The organism is Streptomyces sp. R818 (genome assembly GCF_056172735.1).
In genome coordinates, this window is record NZ_JAOCNE010000003.1 from 1,097,735 (window position 1) to 1,116,645 (window position 18,911).

16 protein-coding genes and 1 pseudogene are annotated in these 18,911 nt (G+C 73.4%); 9 read left to right on the plus strand and 8 right to left on the minus strand.

The features are described from left to right. Positions 1-262: pseudogene (locus tag N5I75_RS10135) on the plus strand (hypothetical protein); the annotation flags it as partial. A 60-nt stretch (positions 263-322) separates the two neighbouring features. Beyond that, the gene (locus N5I75_RS10140; protein WP_476676369.1) at positions 323-502 is read left to right on the plus strand and encodes a hypothetical protein; all 180 of its coding nucleotides are present in this window, start codon (positions 323-325) and stop codon (positions 500-502) included. Between the two features lies 1 nt (position 503). Here N5I75_RS10140 and N5I75_RS10145 read toward each other — a convergent pair whose 3' ends face one another. From N5I75_RS10145 to N5I75_RS10155, 3 genes are all read right to left on the minus strand, one after another. Next, positions 504-1,442: a 3-oxoacyl-ACP reductase gene (locus N5I75_RS10145; protein ID WP_476676370.1), complete on the minus strand. Its 939-nt coding sequence runs from the start codon at positions 1,440-1,442 to the stop codon at positions 504-506. A 137-nt stretch (positions 1,443-1,579) separates the two neighbouring features. Continuing rightward, on the minus strand, positions 1,580-2,656 hold the full coding sequence (locus tag N5I75_RS10150; RefSeq protein WP_476676371.1) for a Zn-dependent alcohol dehydrogenase: 1,077 nt from the start codon (positions 2,654-2,656) through the stop codon (positions 1,580-1,582). Between the two features lie 33 nt (positions 2,657-2,689). Then, positions 2,690-3,544, minus strand: a complete 855-nt coding sequence (locus N5I75_RS10155) for a MaoC family dehydratase (protein ID WP_476676372.1) — start codon at positions 3,542-3,544, stop codon at positions 2,690-2,692. Positions 3,545-3,800: 256 nt separating this feature from the next. Here N5I75_RS10155 and N5I75_RS10160 point away from each other — a divergent pair, with 256 nt between their 5' ends. Genes N5I75_RS10160 through N5I75_RS10175 form a run of 4 tightly spaced genes read left to right on the plus strand, consistent with a single transcriptional unit; the run spans position 3,801 to position 7,698 of the window. Then, on the plus strand, positions 3,801-4,715 hold the full coding sequence (locus N5I75_RS10160; protein WP_476676373.1) for an ABC transporter ATP-binding protein: 915 nt from the start codon (positions 3,801-3,803) through the stop codon (positions 4,713-4,715). Next, positions 4,715-5,431 carry an ABC transporter permease gene (locus tag N5I75_RS10165; protein WP_476676374.1) on the plus strand — a complete coding sequence of 239 codons (717 nt, stop codon included), beginning with the start codon at positions 4,715-4,717 and terminating at the stop codon, positions 5,429-5,431. The genes N5I75_RS10160 and N5I75_RS10165 overlap by 1 nt, the downstream gene beginning before the upstream one ends. Before the next feature lie 53 nt (positions 5,432-5,484). Further along, positions 5,485-7,047: a histidine kinase gene (locus tag N5I75_RS10170; protein ID WP_476676375.1), complete on the plus strand. Its 1,563-nt coding sequence runs from the start codon at positions 5,485-5,487 to the stop codon at positions 7,045-7,047. 18 nt (positions 7,048-7,065) lie between these two features. Continuing rightward, the gene (locus N5I75_RS10175; protein ID WP_476677012.1) at positions 7,066-7,698 is read left to right on the plus strand and encodes a response regulator; all 633 of its coding nucleotides are present in this window, start codon (positions 7,066-7,068) and stop codon (positions 7,696-7,698) included. Between the two features lie 189 nt (positions 7,699-7,887). On the opposite strand, the gene N5I75_RS10180 is transcribed toward N5I75_RS10175, so the two are convergent. Then, complete coding sequence (locus N5I75_RS10180; protein WP_476676376.1) at positions 7,888-9,339, minus strand: DHA2 family efflux MFS transporter permease subunit; 1,452 nt, start codon at positions 9,337-9,339, stop codon at positions 7,888-7,890. A 130-nt stretch (positions 9,340-9,469) separates the two neighbouring features. On the opposite strand from N5I75_RS10180, the gene N5I75_RS10185 reads away from it, so the two are divergent. Beyond that, complete coding sequence (locus N5I75_RS10185) at positions 9,470-10,102, plus strand: GNAT family N-acetyltransferase (RefSeq protein WP_476676377.1); 633 nt, start codon at positions 9,470-9,472, stop codon at positions 10,100-10,102. On the opposite strand, the gene N5I75_RS10190 is transcribed toward N5I75_RS10185, so the two are convergent. Next, complete coding sequence (locus N5I75_RS10190) at positions 10,099-11,280, minus strand: acyl-CoA dehydrogenase family protein (RefSeq protein ID WP_476676378.1); 1,182 nt, start codon at positions 11,278-11,280, stop codon at positions 10,099-10,101. The genes N5I75_RS10185 and N5I75_RS10190 overlap by 4 nt on opposite strands. Before the next feature lie 180 nt (positions 11,281-11,460). Then, positions 11,461-13,725: an acyl-CoA dehydrogenase gene (locus tag N5I75_RS10195; protein ID WP_476676379.1), complete on the minus strand. Its 2,265-nt coding sequence runs from the start codon at positions 13,723-13,725 to the stop codon at positions 11,461-11,463. 261 nt (positions 13,726-13,986) lie between these two features. On the opposite strand from N5I75_RS10195, the gene N5I75_RS10200 reads away from it, so the two are divergent. Continuing rightward, positions 13,987-15,729 (plus strand): MFS transporter, encoded by a 1,743-nt coding sequence (locus N5I75_RS10200; RefSeq protein ID WP_476676380.1) that lies wholly within the window; start codon positions 13,987-13,989, stop codon positions 15,727-15,729. Positions 15,730-15,799: 70 nt separating this feature from the next. Here N5I75_RS10200 and N5I75_RS10205 read toward each other — a convergent pair whose 3' ends face one another. Together N5I75_RS10205 and N5I75_RS10210 are read right to left on the minus strand one after the other, a co-directional pair. After that, the gene (locus N5I75_RS10205) at positions 15,800-17,548 is read right to left on the minus strand and encodes a hypothetical protein (protein WP_476676381.1); all 1,749 of its coding nucleotides are present in this window, start codon (positions 17,546-17,548) and stop codon (positions 15,800-15,802) included. A 10-nt stretch (positions 17,549-17,558) separates the two neighbouring features. Continuing rightward, positions 17,559-18,089: a hypothetical protein gene (locus N5I75_RS10210; RefSeq protein WP_476676382.1), complete on the minus strand. Its 531-nt coding sequence runs from the start codon at positions 18,087-18,089 to the stop codon at positions 17,559-17,561. Between the two features lie 141 nt (positions 18,090-18,230). On the opposite strand from N5I75_RS10210, the gene N5I75_RS10215 reads away from it, so the two are divergent. Next, a complete protein-coding gene (locus N5I75_RS10215) occupies positions 18,231-18,899 on the plus strand; it encodes a class I SAM-dependent methyltransferase (RefSeq protein WP_476677013.1) in 669 nt (222 codons plus the stop codon). Positions 18,900-18,911: the final 12 nt, after the last annotated feature.

An 18,911-nucleotide genomic window follows, 5' to 3' on the forward strand; every position in this document is an offset into this window, starting at 1 on the left:
GGTGTGGCGTCCGGCCGAGGGCACGCTGCACCAGTTCCCGGCGCCGCGCGGCTGGCTGGCGGGGTCCGGCTTCTGGTCGCGGTCGGGCGATCTCGCGCTCCCCTACGCCACCGCCGACGTGCCCTGCGGTCTCGCCCGGCTGCCCGCGCCGCAGCCCGCGGCGCCGAGGGAGGAGGCGCCGGTGGAGCCGCCCGCGCCCGCCGCGCCGCGTCCGGTGCCGTTGGCGCAGGCGCCTCTCGGCGGGCGCAAAGCCGGAGGTTAGACTCCCCCGGCGCAACTGAACGATCTTGTACGGGTACGGCTTCACGGGGAGAGTTTTCCGATGGCGGAAAGCAACGGCATAGACGCGGGTACGGACGGTCCGGAGGCGGAGGTCTCCGCGGAGCGGGCCGGGCACGGGCGGCACCGGGGCGCGGTCATCTCCGCGCCCGCCGCGCAGGACACGCAGCTTGAACCGCGCGGGCGGCACCGCGGGCCCCGCGCCGAGGAGACGCAGGCGTAGGTCAGTCCCGCTTCAGGGCCAGCACCTCCGTCGCCGCGAACGTCTCCGTCGGCGGGCGCTCCTTGTAGTGCGGGGTGAGCAGCGCGTCCAGCTCCTCGTAGGTGAACACCTCCTTGACGGTGTCGAACTTGGCCCGCACGCGCGGCCGGTCGACGATCGCGACCATGCCGCCGTGCACGACGAGGAGCTGGCCGTTGACGTTCGCGGCGGCGGGTGAGGCGAGGTAGCCGACGAGCGGGGCCACGTGCTCCGGGGCCAGCGGGTCGAGCCCGCCGTCGGGTTCGGCGAACCCAGCGAAGACGTCCTCGGTCATCCTGGTGCGGGCCCGGGGGCAGATGACGTTGGCGGTGACGCCGTACTTGGCGAGGGCCAGCGCCGTCGACGTGGTCAGTCCGACGATGCCGCCCTTCGCCGCCGCGTAGTTCGGCTGTCCCGCCGAGCCCGCGAGGAACGCCTCCGAGGACGTGTTGATGATCCGTCCGAAGACCGGGGCGCCGCTCGCCTTGGCGCGCTCGCGCCAGTGGCGGGCCGCGAAGTGGGTCGTGTTGTAGTGGCCCTTGAGGTGGACTCGTATGACGGAGTCCCACTCGTCCTCCGTCATCGAGAAGATCATGCGGTCGCGGAGGATGCCGGCGTTGTTGACCAGGATGTCCAGGCGGCCGTACGTGTCTGTCGCTGCCTGGATCAGCGTGGCCGCCTGTTGATGGTCGGCCACGTCGCCCGTGTGGGCGGTGGCTGTGCCGCCCTGCGCGCGGATCTCTTCGGCCACCTGGTGAGCGGGGCTCGCGTCCGCGCTCCCTGTGCCGTCCCGGCTGGGCTGGCCGTAGTCGTTGACGACCACGTTCGCGCCCAGGCGGGCCAGTTCCAGGGCTTCGGCACGGCCCAGGCCGCGCCCGGCGCCTGTGACTATTGCCGTGCGACCTTTGAGCGGCGTTGGCATATGCGCGGTCCTCTTTTCTTCAAGCCCCTGCGGCGATTGAGCAGCGGGGTCCGGGGCAGAGCCCCGTGGCCTCAGCGACATTGCCGGGTGCGGCGCCTTCGTGGCTGGTCGCGCAGTTCCCCGCGCCCCTGGCGGGGTTACAGCTCGATGCACGTCCTCAGGGCGGAGCCCGTGCGCATCTGGTCCAGGGCCTCGTTGATCTCTGTCAGCGGGACCCTGTGCGTGATCAGGGACTGGAGGTCTATGCGGCCCGCGCGCCACAGGGCGATGGCTCGTTCGTAGGAGCGCAGGACGTCTCCGCCTCCGTACATCGAGGGCAGGATGCGTTTCTCGTCGAAGAAGAGCTCGAACATGTTGAGCTGGAGGACGTCGTCCATCGCGCCCGCGCCGACGACGACCAGGGTGCCGCCGCGCCGGGTGGTCTCGTACGCGGTGCGGGCCGTGGCCGACTTCCCGACGACCTCGAAGACGTAGTCGAAGCCCTCGCCCTCGGTGAGGTGCTGCTTGGCGTCGGCGAGTGCGTCGGGGGCGACCGCCTCCGTCGCGCCGAAGTGCAGAGCCGCTTCGCGCCGGGACGTCACCGGGTCCACGGCGACGATCTGCGCGGCGCCCTTGAGCCGGGCGCCCTGGATCGCGGAGATGCCGACGCCGCCGCAGCCGATGACCGCGACCGACGAACCCGCCTGTACGTCGGCCGTGTTGATGGCCGCGCCGAGCCCGGTGGTGACGCCGCAGCCGATGAGCGCGGCGATGTCGAAGGGGACGTCGTCGGGGATCGGCACGGCGCAGCCCGCGTCGACCACGACCTCCTCGGCGAAGGTACCGGTGCCGGCGAAGCCGAACACGTCGCCGCCCGGGCGCTTGAAGTTGGGCGTGCCCGCGTTCATGAACCCGGCGAGGCAGAGCTGGGTCTGGCCGCGCTTGCAGGCGGGACAGGCGCCGCAGGCGGGCAGCCAGCAGACGAGGACGCGCTGGCCGGGGGCGAGGCCGGTCACTCCCTCACCCACGTCGACGATCTCGCCCGCGCCCTCGTGCCCGGGGACGAAGGGGGCGGGCTGCGGCAGGACGCCGGTCATGGCGGAGATGTCGGAGTGGCACAGGCCCGTCGCCCGTACGCGGATGCGCACCTTGCCGGGGCCGAAGCCGACCGCCTCGACGTCGTCGAGGACCTCGAGTTTGTCCTGGCCTGTCTCGTGCAGAACAGCTGCTCGCATGGGGTGCGGCTCCTTCGCGTGAGGTGCGGGTGGTCAGGAGTGGTCGATGACGGTGTCCGCGAGGACCGGGGCCTCGTCGCGCTCCGGGGCCGCCACCGCGACCCGGATCCGGCCGGGCTCCCGCCACATGCGGACGCGCAGCGTCTCGCCGGGGAAGACGACGCCGGCGAACCGGGCGGCGTAGCGGGTGACGCGGGAGACGTTGCCGTCGAGGAGGGTGTCGACGACCGCCTTGAGCGTCATGCCGTACGAGCACAGGCCGTGCAGGATCGGCCGGTCGAACCCGGCGAGCTTGGCGAACTCGGGGTCGGCGTGGAGCGGGTTCCAGTCGCCGGAGAGGCGGTAGAGGAGGGCCTGGTCCTCGCGGATCGGGCGGTCGACGGTGTGGTCGGGCTCGCGGGCGGGGTCCGGGAGGCGCTCGGAGGGGCCGCGTTCGCCGCCGAAGCCGCCCTCGCCGCGGATGAAGACCTGGGCGTCGCTGGTCCACAACGGGCCGTCCGCGTCGGTCACTTCGGTGCGCAGGACGACGACGGCGGCCTTGGTCTTGTCGTACACCGCTGCCACGCGGGCACGCGTGCGCGCGGCGCCCCGCACCGGGATCGGGCGGTGCAGCTCGACGGTCTGGCCGCCGTGCAGGACGTGGGCGAGGTTGACGTCGATGCCGGGTGCCGCGAGGCCGCCCATCATGGCCATCCCGGTGCCCGCGACGGTCGCGAAGCTCGGCAGGACCTGGAGCTTCGACTCCAGCGTGTAGCGCAGCTCGTCGGGGTCGGTGGCGGGGATGCCCGCGCCGATGCCCAGGTGGTAGAGCTGGACGTCCTTGTGGTCCCAGGTGATCTCGGCGGTACGTGGCTCGGCGGCGATGGCTTTGGCGGCGTCGATGGGCATAAGGGCGGGCGCTCCTCCCAGAGCTGCTCAAGACCTCGGTGCGGCCGTCCGCACCGTCGGCCGCACCGAGGTCGTCGCGGGCCGGTTCTAGAACCTGTTTCATTCCGTCCGGCGACCTCCTGTATAGCCGTGAGGGGGTGGGTTGGGAAGGGCGCGGCCGTTCCTTTCTGACGTGGTGTCAGGTGACATTTGTACTGCCGAGGTCCGGACATGCGCATCTGCCGGTGACCCGGCCCCCGTCCGTAGCGTCGTACCCATGACGACGAGGACAACAGAGGCAGCCGCGTCCTTCACGGGGGCCGTCAGGACGTTCGGGGACGTGCGCGCGGTCGACGGGCTCGATCTGGAGATCGGGGCCGGTGAGACGGTGGCGCTGCTCGGCCGCAACGGCGCGGGCAAGTCCACCGCCCTCTCCCTCCTTCTCGGCCTGGACGACCCGGAGGAGGGCCGCGTCGAACTCTTCGGCGCCGCGCCGCAGGACTCCGTACGCGCCGGGCGGGTCGGCGCCATGCTCCAGGAGGGCCGGGCGGTGCCCCGGGTCACCGTCGCGGAACTCGTCGGCTTCGTCGCAGGGCGGTACCCGGCGCCGATGGCCGTGGACGAGGCGCTGCGGCTCGCCGGCATCCCGGAGCTGGCGGACCGGCGCGTCGACAAGCTGTCGGGCGGCCAGACGCAGCGGGTGCGGTTCGCCGTGGCGCTCGCCGGCAACCCCTCCCTGATCGTGCTCGACGAGCCGACCGCCGCCCTCGATGTCGAGGCGCGGCACGCCTTCTGGGCGTCGATGCGGGCCTTCACGCGACGCGGGCACACGGTCCTGTTCTCCACGCACTACCTGGAGGAGGCCGACGCCAACGCCGACCGGATCGTCGTCATCGACCGCGGCCGGGTCGTCGCCGACGGCAGCGGCGAGGAGCTGCGCCGGGCGGGCGGCGGCAGCCTCGTCTCCTTCGACCTCGCGGGCCGCGGCTCGGAGGGGCTCTCCCTGCTGCCGGGCGTGCTCTCCGTGGAGATCCGCGGCGACCGGGCGCGCCTGCGCACCGACGACTCGGACGCGACCGTCATGGCGCTGGCCGGCCTGGACGCCGTACGGAACCTGGAGGTCGCCCCGGCCTCCCTCGACGACGCCTTCATGGCGCTGACCGCGGACCCCCGCGACCTGGAGCGTGTGTGATGTGGGACTACCTGCGGCTCGAAGTACGGCGCACGCTGCGCGACGGGAAGTTCGTGATCGGCACGGTCGCGATGCCCGTGATGATGTACCTCCTGTTCACCAACCTCGGCCCTCAGGCCACCGGCTGGAAGACGGCCTCGATGGTCGGCATGGCGGCCTACGGAGCGCTCGGCGCCGCCCTCAACACGGGCGCCGGGGTCGCCGAGGACAAGGCGATCGGCTGGCTGCGGCAACTGCGGATCACCCCGATGACCCCGCGCCAGGGTGTGACCGGCCGGGCCCTGACCGGCGCGGTGACCGTGCTGCCGGCGATCTCCGCGGTGCTTCTCGCGGGCGCCCTCGTCAACGGCGTACGGATGGACGCGTGGAAGTGGCCGGCCGTCGCGCTGCTGCTGTGGGCGGGCTCGCTGCCCTTCACCCTGCTGGGCCTCGGCAACGGCTACCGCCTCACCTCGCAGGCCATGGGCGGCATCAACATGCTCTGCTACCTCGGCCTCGCCGTCCTCGGCGGCCTGTGGTTCCCGGTGGAGCTGTTCCCGGACTGGCTCCAGCACGTCTCCTCCTTCACCCCGACCAACCGCTTCGCGCAGCTCGGCCGGGCGGTCGCCGACGGCCATCTCCCCTCCCTCGCCGCGCTCGCCGTGCTCCTCGGCTGGCTGCTGGCGTTCGGTTCGTACGCTGTGGTGTCGTACCGCCGGTCGGCCCGGACCGTCTGAGCGGGCGCGCGGGGAACGCTGGGAGCACGGGGAAAAGACGGAGAGTGACGCGGATGTCCTGGTGGTCCAAGGTCAACGGGCAGTTCCATGAGCTGCGCGCGACGCAGGCCGAGTGGAAGGCCGAGAACGCGCGCGTGAAGGCGAAGCGCCGGGCGCGCGGTGAACACGGCAGGCCGCCCGAGGAGCTGGGCCCGCCGCCGACCGGCTTCGCGCTCCTCCCGTGGCTGCTCCTCGGCCTCGGCGCGTTCTCCAACATCGTCCAGGGCAGGACCGGCAACCCGTGGCTCGGCGGCCTCGGCCTGCTGACCTTCAACTCCCTGTACGTGTACGTCGTCTTCCGCGCGTTCCACACGAAGACCCGCACGGCGGTCTCCACGCGGGTGGCGCTCGGCCTGATGACCGTGCTGACCTGCGCACTCGTCCTCGGCTTCGGCGGCAACTGGCTGGCGTTCTTCCCGCTGCTCGGGCTCGCGGCGGGCGCGATCCTGCGCGGGCCGCACATCGGCAGGGCCGGCCTCGCTCTGAGCGCGCTGGCCGGGGCCGTCTCCGGCGTCAAGGAGGGCTGGGACGCGCTCGGCATCGTCTACGGCACGTTCCTCTCCATGATGGTGACCGCGGCGATCCTCTCCCTGTCCGAAGCCGTACGGGAACTGCGCGCGGCCCGCGAGGAGTTGGCGCGGCGCGCCGTCGAGAAGGAACGGCTGCGCTTCTCCCGCGACCTGCACGATCTGCTCGGGCACACCCTGTCGGTGATCGTCGTGAAGTCGGAGGCGGCGCGGCGGCTCGCGCCGCGCAGCATCGACGCGGCCCTGGAGCAGGTCTCCGACATCGAGGCGGTCGGCCGCCAGGCGCTCACCGAGATCCGCGAGGCCGTCACCGGGTACCGCGAGGGCAGCCTCGCCACCGAACTGGACCGGGCGCGCTCCGCGCTGACCGCGGCCGGCATCGAGCCGGTCGTCCGCCAGTCGGGCCCGCCGCTGTCCGCGCAGACGGAGGCGCTGCTCGGCTGGGTCGTGCGCGAGGCCGTCACCAACGCGGTCCGCCACAGCTCGGCCACGCTCTGCACGATCTCGGTCGAGGGGACGGCGGAGCGGGTGCGGTTGCGGGTCGTCGACGACGGGGTGGGGGTCGGCGGGGCTGAGGTTGGCGGGGCCGGGTTCGGCGGGGCCGAGGTCGGCGGGGCCGGGTTCGGCGGGGCCGAGGTCGGCGGGGCCGGGTTCGGCGGGGCCGAGGTCGGCGGAGCCGGGATCGGCGGGACCAAGGTCGGCGGAGCCGGGATCGGCGGGGCCAAGGTCGGCGGGCCCGTGATCGGCGGGGCCGGGGGCGGCGGGGCCGGGGGCGGTGTGTCCGGGGTCCGCGGGCCCGTGATCGGCGGGCCGGAAGTCGGCGGGCCCGAAGTCGGCGGGCCCGGGATCGGCCGGGCCAGGGTCGGTGGTACCGGGATCAAAGGGCTTGGCGAGCGGCTTGCCGCGGCGGGTGGGGTCCTTGAGGCGGAGGACGGTGCGCGTGGCGGATTCGAGGTGCGGGCCGAACTGCCCACCGGTGGGGGCGAGTCGGCGCCGGGCGCCGTGCCGGCCGAGTCCGTCCGGGCCGCCGGGCGCGGTCCGGCCACGTAACCTTCCCCCGTGACAGAGATGCCGCGGGACCACCGGCCGGCCAAGAGCGTGCGGCTGCTCCTCGCCGAGGACCAGGGGATGATGCGGGGCGCTCTCGCGCTGCTGCTCGGCCTCGAACCGGACATGGAGGTCGTCGCGCAGGTCGCGGCCGGTGACCTCATCGTCGACAAAGCCCTCGAATGCCGGCCCGACGTGGCCCTGCTCGACATCGAACTGCCCGGGCGCAGCGGGCTCGACGCGGCGGCCGAGCTCCGCGAGGAGGTGCCCGATTGCCGGGTGCTGATCCTCACGACGTTCGGGCGGCCCGGGTATCTGCGGCGGGCGATGGAGGCGGGGGCCTCCGGGTTCCTGGTCAAGGACGGGCCCGTGGAGGAGCTGGCGGAGTCGATCCGCGCGGTGCTGCGGGGGGAGACCGTGGTGGATCCTGCGCTCGCGGCGGCGGCGCTCAGCGCTGGGCCGAATCCGTTGACCGCTCGGGAGGCGGATGTGCTGCGGGCGTCTGCCGACGGGGCGACCGTCTCCGACGTGGCCGGGGTGCTGCATCTCTCCGAGTCGACGGTGCGGAACTATCTGTCCTCGGCGATCGGGAAGACGGGTACCCGGAACCGGATGGAGGCGCTTCGGGAGGCGCGGCAGCAGGGCTGGGTGTAGCGCCGCGACGCTGCGCGTGCGTTGCCGAGTGCGACTCTCGTCGTGGCTGGTCGCGCCGTTCCCCGCGCCCCCGGAATGCGCACTGCGTGCGCCATTCCCCGCCCTATGGGGCTGCGGCGGAGCCGCATGCTCCAGGGGCGCGGGGAACTGCGCGACCAGCCGCGACGGCGGTGCACCCGGCAATGTCGCCTATTCGGCGACGGCGCGGTCCCGTGGCATCCACGCCACCAGCAGTACGACCGCGACCACCAAGATCCCCGCCCCGCAGAGGAACGCCCCCGCATAGCCCCGGGTCAGCGCAGAAGGATCCGCAGAACCCGCGGAGCGACTCGTCGCGACCGTGGAGAGGATCGCAAGACCCAGCGCCCCGCCCAGCGTGCGGCTCGTGTTGATGAGCCCGGAGACGAGGCCCGCGTCGCCCGGCGCCGCCCCCGACGTCGCCAGTGAGGCCAGCGGCGTCATCGCGAAACCGGCGCCGGCCATCATCACGATCCCGGGCAGCATGATCGTCAGGACGTACGTGCCGTCCGCGCTCATCGTCGACTGCCAGCCGAACCCGGCAGCCGTGACGAGGACACCCGCGACGGCGACATTCCGCGCGCCGAACCTCGGCATCAGGCGGGGCGCGATCTTCGACCCCGCGACGACCGCCAGCGAGCTGGGCACAAGGGCGAGGCCCGCCTCGATGGGCGTGTAGCCGAGGACGTTCTGGGCGTAGAGCGTCATGAAGAACCACATGGCGAAGCTGCCCATGCCGCACACGAACATCGCCGCGTTGGCGGCGGCCACGGACCGCACCCGGAACAGTCCGAGCGGCATCAACGGCAGCCTCGTACGCGCTTCGACCAGCAGGAAGGCACCGATCAGCGCGAGTCCCACGCCGAGCGGCACCAGCGTGGACGCCGCGCCCCAGCCCTCCGCCTCCGTCTGCACGATGCCGTACGCGAGGACGGCCGTGCCCGCGGTGACGAGGACGGCGCCGGGCAGGTCGAGGCGGCGTTCGCCACCGGCCTTGGACTCGCGGATCCAGCGGGCGGCGGCCGTGAGGACGACGGCGCCGAGCGGCACGTTGATGAGGAGCACCCAGCGCCAGTTCAGGCCCTCGGTGAGGACACCGCCGACGAGGCCGCCCGCCGCGCCGCCCCCCGCGCCGACGGCGGTCCACGTCGCGATGGCGCGGGCCCGCGCGGCGCCCTCGGGGACGGCGGAGGTGAGGATCGTCAGGGTGGACGGGGCGAGCACCGCCGCGCCGAGTCCCTGTACGGCGCGCGCCGCGAGGAGCTGCCAGTCGTCCTGGGCGAGGCCGCCCGCGAGCGAGGCGAGGGTGAACAGGCCGAGCCCGACCAGGAACATCCGCTTGCGCCCGAAGAGGTCGCCCGCGCGTCCGCCGAGCAGCATGAACCCGGCGAACGCGATGGAGTACGCGTTCACCACCCATTGCAGCCCGCCCGCGCTCATCCCGAGGTCGGTGCGCATGGACGGCAGGGCGACGTTGACGACGGACACGTCGAGGACGACGAGGAACTGCCCGGCACACGCCACGGCGACGACGAGCCAGGCGGGCGGGGCGGGTCTGCGGGCGGATATGTCGGCGCCGGTGTCGGCTCGCACGTCGGGGGAGGTCTGCGGCATAGGTGTCATGGTCGCAGGCGGACCGGGCCCCGTACATCCGGATTGAGGTGCAGCCCGCATGGGCCGGAGGTCATACGTCCCGGGACGTAGGCCGTAAAGGGCTTGCCGAGCCCGGCGGCCCCTGCCGCAGACTGCCCTGATGACCACACCCCCGGCCGCCACAAACCACGGCCACCCACCGACCCCGGCCGCCACAAACCACGGCCACCCCCCGACCCCCTTCTCCCACAAGCCCGTCCTCACCGGTGACCGGACCGTCCTGCGCCCCTTCACCGAGGACGACGCGGACGTCATGGCCGGGATCCTCGACGACCCGGAGCTGCTGTACTTCACGGGCGGCGACCCGGCCCCGTTCAGCCGTGCGCACCTGCGCTCCTGGTACGGGTCGCGCGCGGCACAGCCCGACCGGCTCGACCTGGCCGTCACCGACCGGGTCACCGGCGAGCTGGTCGGCGAGGTCGTGCTGAACGAGTGGGTGCCGGAGCACCGCCGCTGCACGTTCCGCACACTGATCGGCCCGCGCGGGCGCGGCCGCGGCCTCGGCACGGAGGCGGTCCGGCTCATCGTCGGCCACGGCTTCGAGGCGCTCGGCATGCACCGCATCGAACTGGCGGCCTACGCGGACAACGACAGGGCGCTGCACGTGTACGAGAAGGCCGGCTTCGTACGGGAGGGCCTGCGCCGCCACGTCGAGCTGCGGGACGGCGCCTGGCGCGACGAGGTGATCATGGCGATCCTCGCCGACGAGTGGCTTCCGGGAGGCAGCGGCTAGCGGAAGGCCGCGAGCCCCGTCAGTGCCTGGCCCAGCGCGAGCGTGTGCATCTCGCTCGTGCCCTCGTAGGTGAGGACCGATTCGAGGTTGTTGGCGTGGCGGATCACCGGATACTCGAGCGAGATGCCGTTGGCGCCGAGGATCGTGCGGGCGGTGCGGCAGATCTCGATGGCCTCGCGCACGTTGTTCAGCTTGCCGAAGCTGATCTGGGCGGGGTGGACTCCGGCGGGCGAGTCCTTGAGGGCCGAGAGGTGGAGCGCGGTCAGGGTCGCCTTGTGCAGTTCGAGCGCCATGTCGACGAGCTTCTGCTGGGTGAGCTGGAAGCCCGCGATCGGCTTGCCGAACTGCTCGCGCTGGAGCGCGTAGTCGCGGGCCGCCTGCCAGGCCGAGCGGGCGGCGCCGGTCACGCCCCAGACGATGCCGTAGCGGGCCTCGTTCAGGCAGGTCAGCGGGGCGCCGACGCCGCGTGCCCCGGGGAGCAGGGCCGAGGCGGGCAGGCGGACACCGTCCAGGACCAGCTCGCTCGTCACGGACGCGCGCAGCGACATCTTGTGCTTGATGAGCGGCGCCGAGAAGCCGGGGGTGTCGGTGGGGACGACGAAGCCGCGTACGCCGTCCTCGGTCTGCGCCCAGACGACGGCGACGGCCGCCACCGAGCCGTTCGTGATCCACATCTTGCGGCCGTCGAGCACCCAGTCCTCGCCGTCGCGGCGGGCCCGCGTCGTCATGGACGCCGGGTCGGAGCCGTGGTCGGGTTCGGTCAGGCCGAAGCAGCCGATGGCCTCCCCGGCCGCCATCCTCGGCAACCACTCCTGCTTCTGCTCCTCCGAGCCGAAGCGGTGGAGGGCGAACATGGCGAGGGAGCCCTGCACGGAGACGAAGGAGCGCAGCCCGGAGTCGGTGGCCTCCAGCTCGCGGCAGGCGACGCCGTAGGCGCGGGCCGACATCCCGGCACAGCCGTAGCCCTCCAGGTGCATGCCGAGCAGGCCCATCTCGCCGAACTCGCGGGCGAGCCCCGGCAGGTCCGGGAGTTCGCCGGACTCGAACCAGTCGGCGATGTGCGGCTCGACCTTGTCGTCGAGGAACTGGCGCACGGTGTCGCGCACGGCCCGCTCCTCGTCGGTCAGGAGGGCTTCGAGGTTCAGCGGGTCGACGGGGTCGAGAGCGGGGAACGGCATGGGGCTCGGGCTCCTCAGCGACGGTGGTGACGGTGACGACTGGCCTGACCCGTCCACCTTCCGTCAGCGGGGCGGAGTGGTCCAGGGTGAGACGGCATACCGACCGGGTGGTCAGTATCACGCTGCCCATCGGCGCGTGACGGGGTATGGGCCGCCCGGCCGATCGCCTGGCCCTGCGTTCTAGTCCCGCGGCAGACCCAGGATGCGTTCCGCCACCACGTTGAGCTGCACCTGGGTCGTCCCGCCCGCGATCGTCAGGCAGCGGGAGAGCAGGAAGCCGTGCAGGGCGCGTTCGCCGGGGCCCTCGCGCACGGCGCCCGCCGGGCCGAGCAGCTCCAGGGCGAGTTCGGCGACTTTTTGCTGGTGCGGGGTCTGGATGAGCTTCCTGACCGAGGCTCCGGCGCCGGGCTCGTCGCCCGCGATCTGCCGCAGGGTCGTGCGCAGGCCGATGGCGCCGAGGGCGTGGGCCTCCGCCGCGAGCGCGCCGATCCGCGCCCGGCAGGCGTCGTCCAGGCCGCCCGCGCGGGCGAGCAGCGCTTCCAGGCCGGTGTCGAAGGTCAGCTGGTCGGCCATGTGGACGCGTTCGTTGCCGAGGGTGTGCCGGGCGACGCGCCACCCGTCGTTGACCTCCCCCACCACGGCGTCGGCGGGGAGCAGGACGTCGTCGAAGTACACCTCGTTGAAGAGGGAGTCGCCGGTGATCTCGCGCAGCGGGCGGATGTCGATACCGGCCGTGTGCTTCATGTCGACGAGGAAGTAGGTCAGCCCCTTGTGCTTGGGGGCCGCCGGGTCGGTGCGGGCGAGCAGGATGCCGTGGTCGGCCCATTGCGCGGCGCTCGTCCACACCTTCTGGCCGTTGATCCGCCAGCGCCCGTCCTCGGCGCGTTCGGCGCGGGTGCGCAGCGAGGCGAGGTCGGAGCCCGCGCCGGGTTCGGAGAAGAGCTGGCACCACAGGACGTCGCCGCGCAGGGTGGGCGGGAGGTGGCGGTCGCGCTGCGCCTCGGTGCCGTAGGTGAGGAGGGAGGGGACGACCCAGGTCGCGATCCCGAGGTCGGACACCTTCACCCCGGCCGCGCGCAGCTCCTCCTGCACGGCGAGCTGCTGGACCGGGCCCGCGCCGAGCCCGTACGGCGGAGGCAGGTGCGGTGCCGCGTAGCCGGTGGGGGCGAGGGTGCGGCGCGCGGCGGCGGGGTCGAGGCCGCGGGCCCGTGCGACGACCGCGCGGGCCGCCTCCCGGTACACGTCGGCCTCGGCGGGCAGCGCGCAGCGCAGGGCGCGGCGGGCCCCGGACTCGGCGAGGCGGACGGCGCGCAGCCGGTGGGCGTCGCCCGTGCCGAGGAGCTGGCGGGCGACGACGGCCCGGCGCAGATACAGGTGGGCGTCGTGCTCCCAGGTGAAGCCGGTGCCGCCGAGGATCTGCACGCAGTCCTTGGCGCAGCCGTACGCGGCGTCGAGGGCGGTCGCGGCGGCGAGCGCGGCGACGAGGCCGCGGACGTCGGATGCGGGTTCGTCGTCGAGGGCCCGCGCCGCGTCCCAGACCAGGGCGCGGGCCTGCTCGACGCGGACGAGCATGTCGGCGCAGAGGTGCTTGACGCCCTGGAACTGCCCGATGGGGCGCCCGAACTGCTGCCGCACCTTGGCGTGCTCGGCGGCGGTGTGCAGGGCCCAGGCAGCGGTGCCGCAGGCGTCGGCGGCGAGGAGGACGGAGGCCAGGTCGCGGACGAGGGTGCCGTCCACCGCGAGGACCCGGTCGGCGGGGACGACGACGCCGGACGCGGTGACCTCGGCGGTGGGCCGGGTCGGGTCGGCGCTCTCGTGCTGCCGCACGGTGAGCCCGGGAGTGTCGGCGTCGACGGCGAACCAGACGACGCCGTCGCTCCGCGCACCATCCGCGCCCACGAAGCCATCGGAGCTCTCGCCGCTCCGGGCACCATCAGCGCCCGCGGAGTCCCCCGCGCACACGGCCGCCAGCAGGAGCAGATCCGCGTCGGCGCCCGTCAGCATCGGAGGCGCGGTCCCGTCGAGGCCCCAGCCCTCGGGCCCGGCGACGGCCACCATCCCGCCCGGCCCGAACGCGGCGGCGCCGATCCGCTCCCCGCGCGCCAGTTCCCCGGCGAGACCGGCCGGTCCGGGGCGCTCCGCGCGCCGCAGCACCTCGGCGGCGAGCACGTTGCCGACGTACGGTCCGGGCAGCGCGGCCCGGCCCGCCTCCTCGACCACCACCGCGAGGTCGAGCAGGGTCCCGCCCCCGCCGCCGTACGCCTCCGGCAGGTGCACGCCGAGGAGGCCCTGGGCGGCGAGCCCGTCCCAGTGGGGCGGGCGGTGGCCGGGGGCGGCCGGGGCGTCGAGCAGCTTGCGCACCTCGTCGGGCGGGACGGCGCGCGCGAGCCAGCCGCGCACGGAGTCCGCGAGCTCCCGCTGTTCCTGCGTGATGGCGATGCCCATGCCGGGCACGGTAGAACACGTTGCAGAAAAGCGAAAGGCGATACCTAACGGCAAGTCAGTTGTGCGTGACGGGGCGTCAGATGGTCCGGCGGATGAACAGTCGGGCCGCACATGTAAACAAAAGGTCAAGGTTCGCCCTCGTACGACGATCATCGGAATAGTCGCCCGAGGAAACAGGTTCGACCTACACGCACACCCCGGCCGCCCGCCCGCTGTCGGCTGTCCGCGACCCCCGCAACACTGCCTCCGGAGGCCCCCTTAATGTCCCAGCCGACGACCGCACCACGCCGAACCGGCGGAGTCGTCCCCGTCCTCGCCTTCTCCGGCATCGTCGTCGCCGTCATGCAGACGCTGCTCGTGCCGGTGATCAAGGACCTGCCCGAGCTGCTGAGCACCGCCCCCTCCAACGCCACCTGGGTCATGACCGCGACCCTCCTCGCCGGCGCCGTCTCCACCCCGATCATGGGCCGCCTCGGCGACCTCGCGGGCAAGCGCAGGATGCTGCTCTCCAGCCTCGCCGTCATGGTGGTCGGCTCGCTGATCTGCGGTTTCACCGACCAGCTCGTGGTGATGATCGCCGGCCGCGCCCTCCAGGGCTTCGCCATGGGCGCCATCCCGCTCGGCATCGGCCTGATGCGGGACATGCTGCCGCCGGAGAAGCTCGGCTCGGCCATGGCGCTGATGTCGTCCTCCATCGGCGTCGGCGGCGGCCTCGCGCTGCCGCTCGCCGCGCTCGTCGCGCAGCACGCCGACTGGCACGCGCTGTTCTTCCTCGCGGCGGGCCTCGGCGTCGTCGCGATCGTCCTGACGCTGCTCCTCGTCCCGGAGAGCCCGCTGCGCGCACAGGGGACCTTCGACATAGCGGGTGCGCTCGGCCTCTCCCTCGGCCTGGTCCTGTTCCTCCTCCCGATCACCAAGGGCAGCGACTGGGGCTGGTCCAGCGGCCTGACCCTCGGCCTGTTCGCCGCCGCGCTCGTCGTGCTCCTCGCCTGGGGCGCGATGGAGCTGCGCTTGAAGGCGCCGCTGGTCGACCTGCGCACCACGGCCCGCCGCGAGGTGCTCCTCACCAACCTGGCCTCGATCATGGTCGGCGTCGCCTTCTACGCGATCTCCCTGGTCCTCCCCCAGCTGCTCCAGCTCCCCTCCGCCACCGGGTACGGTCTCGGCCAGTCGATGGTCGTCGCGGGCCTGTGCGTGGCGCCGCTGGGCCTGACCATGATGTTCACGGCCCCGGTCTACGCCCGCCTCTCCGCGCGCTTCGGCCCGAAGGTCACCCTCATCCTCGGCATGCTGATCATCGCGATCGGCTACGGGGCCGGGCTCGGCCTCATGAGCGCCGCCTGGCAGACCATCGTCATCTCGGTCGTCGTCGGCGCGGGCATCGGCCTCGCCTACTCGTCGCTGCCCGCGCTGATCATCGGCGCCGTGGACGCGTCGGAGACGGGCGCGGCGAACGGCCTGAACACCCTCATGCGCTCCATCGGTACGTCGGTGTCCTCGGCCGTGATCGGCATGGTCCTCGCCAACACGGCGCACCACGTCGGCGGCGCGGCTGTCCCGACGATGCACGGCTTCCGGATCTCGTTCCTGATCGCCACGGGCGCGGTCGCGGTCGGCGTCCTGCTGGCCCTCTTCCTCCCCGGGCGCCGCGCGGCCGTCGTCCGCCAGGGCGGGCAGCTCCGCGCGAGCAGCGAGGAGGACGCGAACCTGGCCCGTGCCGAGCAGGCGACCCTCGCTCACTTCCGTGGGCAGGTCCTCGACCCGGCCGGCCTCCCCGTCGCCCACGCCAAGGTCACCCTGATCGACCGCCGGGGCCGCCAGGCGGGCGCGGCCCTGACCGACGCGGAGGGGCACTACGCCCTCGACGTGCCCGAGGGCGGTTCGTACGTCCTCGCGGTCACGGCCCACGGCCACGCGCCCCGCGCATCGTCGGCGACGCACCACGGCGAGAACCGGGCGGTGCGGGTGGACCTGGCGCTGGACGCAGTGGCCGAGCAGGTCTGAGCCGGGCCCGCACCGAAGACGCGCCGCGCTTTCGCGCGGCGCGTCTTGGTACATCCCCGCGCGCGGGCCTCTAGGCGCGGCGGCGGGACCTTCGTACCGCCACCACACCTGCCGCAAGCAGCGCCGCCGCCGCGCCCGTCGCGGCCAGCGCGCTCGTGCCGGTGGAGGCGAGGCTGCCGCCGGTCGTTCCGGTGGCACCGCCGGTGGTGGAGCCGGTGGAGCCGGTGGTGCCGGCCGCGACCGGGTCCGTCGTCGGGGCGGAGGACGGGGGCGCCTCGTCGCCGCCACCGCCCACGCCGCCCGCGTCACCGGCCCCGGGGTCGTCCGGACCCGGTGAACCGTCCGGCTCGCCCGGCGAAGGCGAGGGGCTCTGCTCCGAACCCGGGCCCGTGCCCGGGTCCGTGCCCGGGTCCGTGTCCGGGTCCTCGACCGTCAAGGTCACCGCATCCGTACGCGCGACCCCCGCCTCGTTCGTGAACTCGGCGCGGAAGCGCACACCGTCCTGGTCGGCCGCCGCCGTGAACGCGTACGTGGAGGCGTGCGCGCCCTCCCCCTCCACGTCCTGCCAGGTCTCGCCCTCGTCCGTGCTGGACTGCCACCGGACGCTCGGCGTCGGGCTGCCCTCCGCCTCGGCGGTCAGCTTGGCCTCGGCCCCCTCCTCCACCGCGAGGTCCGTCGGCTGCCGCGTCACCTTCGGCGACACCTGGCGGACCAGTTTCACGACGCCGGAGGCGTCCGGGTGCGGGTTGGAGACGAAGACCTCGCCGCCGCCCGGCGTCACCGCGACCGCCGAACTGCCGTACTGCGAGGTGCTGTTGCGCAGCGCGACCGGCGCCGCCGCCTCCGTCAGCGTCTTCGTGTCGTAGACGCTGAGGGAGCCGATGCCGTTGCCGTCCGAGCCGGGCGCGCCCGGTGACTCGCTGTCCTGGCGGACGAGGAACGCACGTGCGGACTCCGCGTCGAAGGCGACGCCGCCCGCGTAGTCCGTGCCGGTCAGGGTCGCGCGCCGGGTGCCGTCGGCCGCGTAGACCGCGACGGTGTCGCCGTGGCCGACCCAGACCGAGCCGTCGGCGGGGTCGACCTCGATGAAGGGCGCGGCGTTCCCCTGGAAGGCGGGGAGTTCGTAGGAGCCGGTGACGGTCAGGCCCGCCGTCTCGACGTGGCGCAGCAGGCCCGCCGAGGTGTCGAGGTACCAGACAGCACCCCGCCGCACGTCGACCGCGAACGGCCCCGTGCCACCCGGTTCCGCCGAGCGCAGCACCGTCCCCGTGGCCCGTTCGACCTCGGAGAGTTTCGTGCCCTGGGCGACGAAGGACGTGGTGTCGCGGGTGCCGGGGCCGAGGTCGGAGACCGTCGAACCGGTCAGCCAGACGCCGGACGCCTGCGGGTCACCGTCCGCAGCCCAACCGATGCCGCGCAATGGGTAGTTGAAGACGACGCCGTCCGCCGCGCCGGGCAGCGGGCCCGCCATCCGGCGCACGGCGGCGGTGGCGAGCGTGCCGGCCGAGTTCGGCGCCTGGGTCACCTTGCTGAGCATGCCGCCGGTGGCGGGGTCGAGGACGTACAGGCCACGCTCGTCGACGTCGGCGGTGGCGGCGAGGTTGTCGGCGCCGACGTACAGCTTGCCGGAGGTGGGGTGGAGGAGCAGGTCGAGGGGTTTGCCGACGCCTTTCAACTCGGCCTGTTGTACGTACAGTTCGGTGCCGGGCGGCGTGGGTTCGTCCGCCGCCACGGCGGGCGCGGCGGCGGACCCGAGCACGACAGCGGCGGCGGCCGCCACCCGCGCCGCCCGTCTTCGGCCGCGTACGGAGTCATGCATGACGCGGCCTCTACTGGAAGTCGATCGGGGCGTGGACGTCATAGGCGCGGTTCGCGGTGCCCGTGTGGTCGGCGCGGGTCACGACGGCGCATTCGACGGTCGAGCCGCAGACGTTGCCGCCGCCGAGGTCGGCCTTGACGTGGATCGTGACGCTGAAGCTGCCGTTGGCGCCGAAGGCCGTGCTGTTGGGCACGGAGCCGCCGCCCTGGCTGGAGATCCAGTACGAGGCGCCGGTGGTGCCGGACTGGTCCTGGCCGCCGAGGCACGGGGTGGGCTTGTTGGCGCCCTGGGCGCCGTCTATCGCGCACAGGCCGACATAGATGCCCTGCGCCGTGTTGTAACCGCTGCCGCTGACGGTGATGTTGGCGCCCGTCGCGGCCGCGCTGTCGGGCGCGGTGAGCGACAGGTGGTAGGTGGTGGCGCCGACGGTGACGGTGCGCGTGGCGGTCGCGGCGGAGGCGGAGCCGGCCAGGGCGGCGGTCAGCGCGGTGGCGGCGACGGCGGTCAGTCCGAGGCGGGCGGCGGTACGGAAAGCGGTCATGGCGGCGGGACCTTTCTCGTCCATTTCTCGTCCATGGAGCCGGGCGCGGAAGGGCGTGACGCGCCGCTCCGATCACCCGAACTTAGGTAAGCCTTACCTAATCTTGACCTTCTGATGGATGTCAACCACCCGTACGGCAGCATGAGCGCCATGACCCTCACGAGCCGCACCCCGCACCCCGACACCCTCGCCGCCTTCGAGAAGGCCAAGGGGTTCATGCCGCTCGGCGAAGGGCTCGCGCTGTACGCGGCGGCCGTGGAGGCGGCGGCGCTCGGGCTTCCGCTGCTCGAAGTGGGCACCTACTGCGGGCGCTCGACGCTGCTGCTCGCGGACGCGGCCCGCGCCGCCGGGGTGACGGCGCTCACCGTCGACCACCACCGCGGCAGCGAGGAGCAGCAGCCGGGCTGGGACTTCCACGACCCGGAGACCGTCGATCCGGTGGTCGGGCTCATGGACACGCTGCCCACCTTCCGGCGCACTCTGCACGCGGCGGGCCTGGAGGAGCACGTGGTCGCCCTCGTCGGCCGCTCGCCGCAGGTGGCGCGCGTGTGGGGCGGGCCGCTCGGGCTCGTCTTCATCGACGGCGGCCACACCGACGAGCACGCGGGCGCCGACTACGAGGGCTGGGCGCCGCACGTCGCGGAGGGCGGCCTGCTCGTCATCCACGACGTCTTCCCCGTCAAGCACGACGAGTGGACGGGGCAGGCCCCGTACCGCGTGTACCTGCGGGCTCTTGAGTCCGGGGCGTTCACCGAGGTCTCCGTACACGACTCGCTGCGCGTCCTGCGCCGAACGGGCGCGGGGATCTGAGCGTCCGGTTAG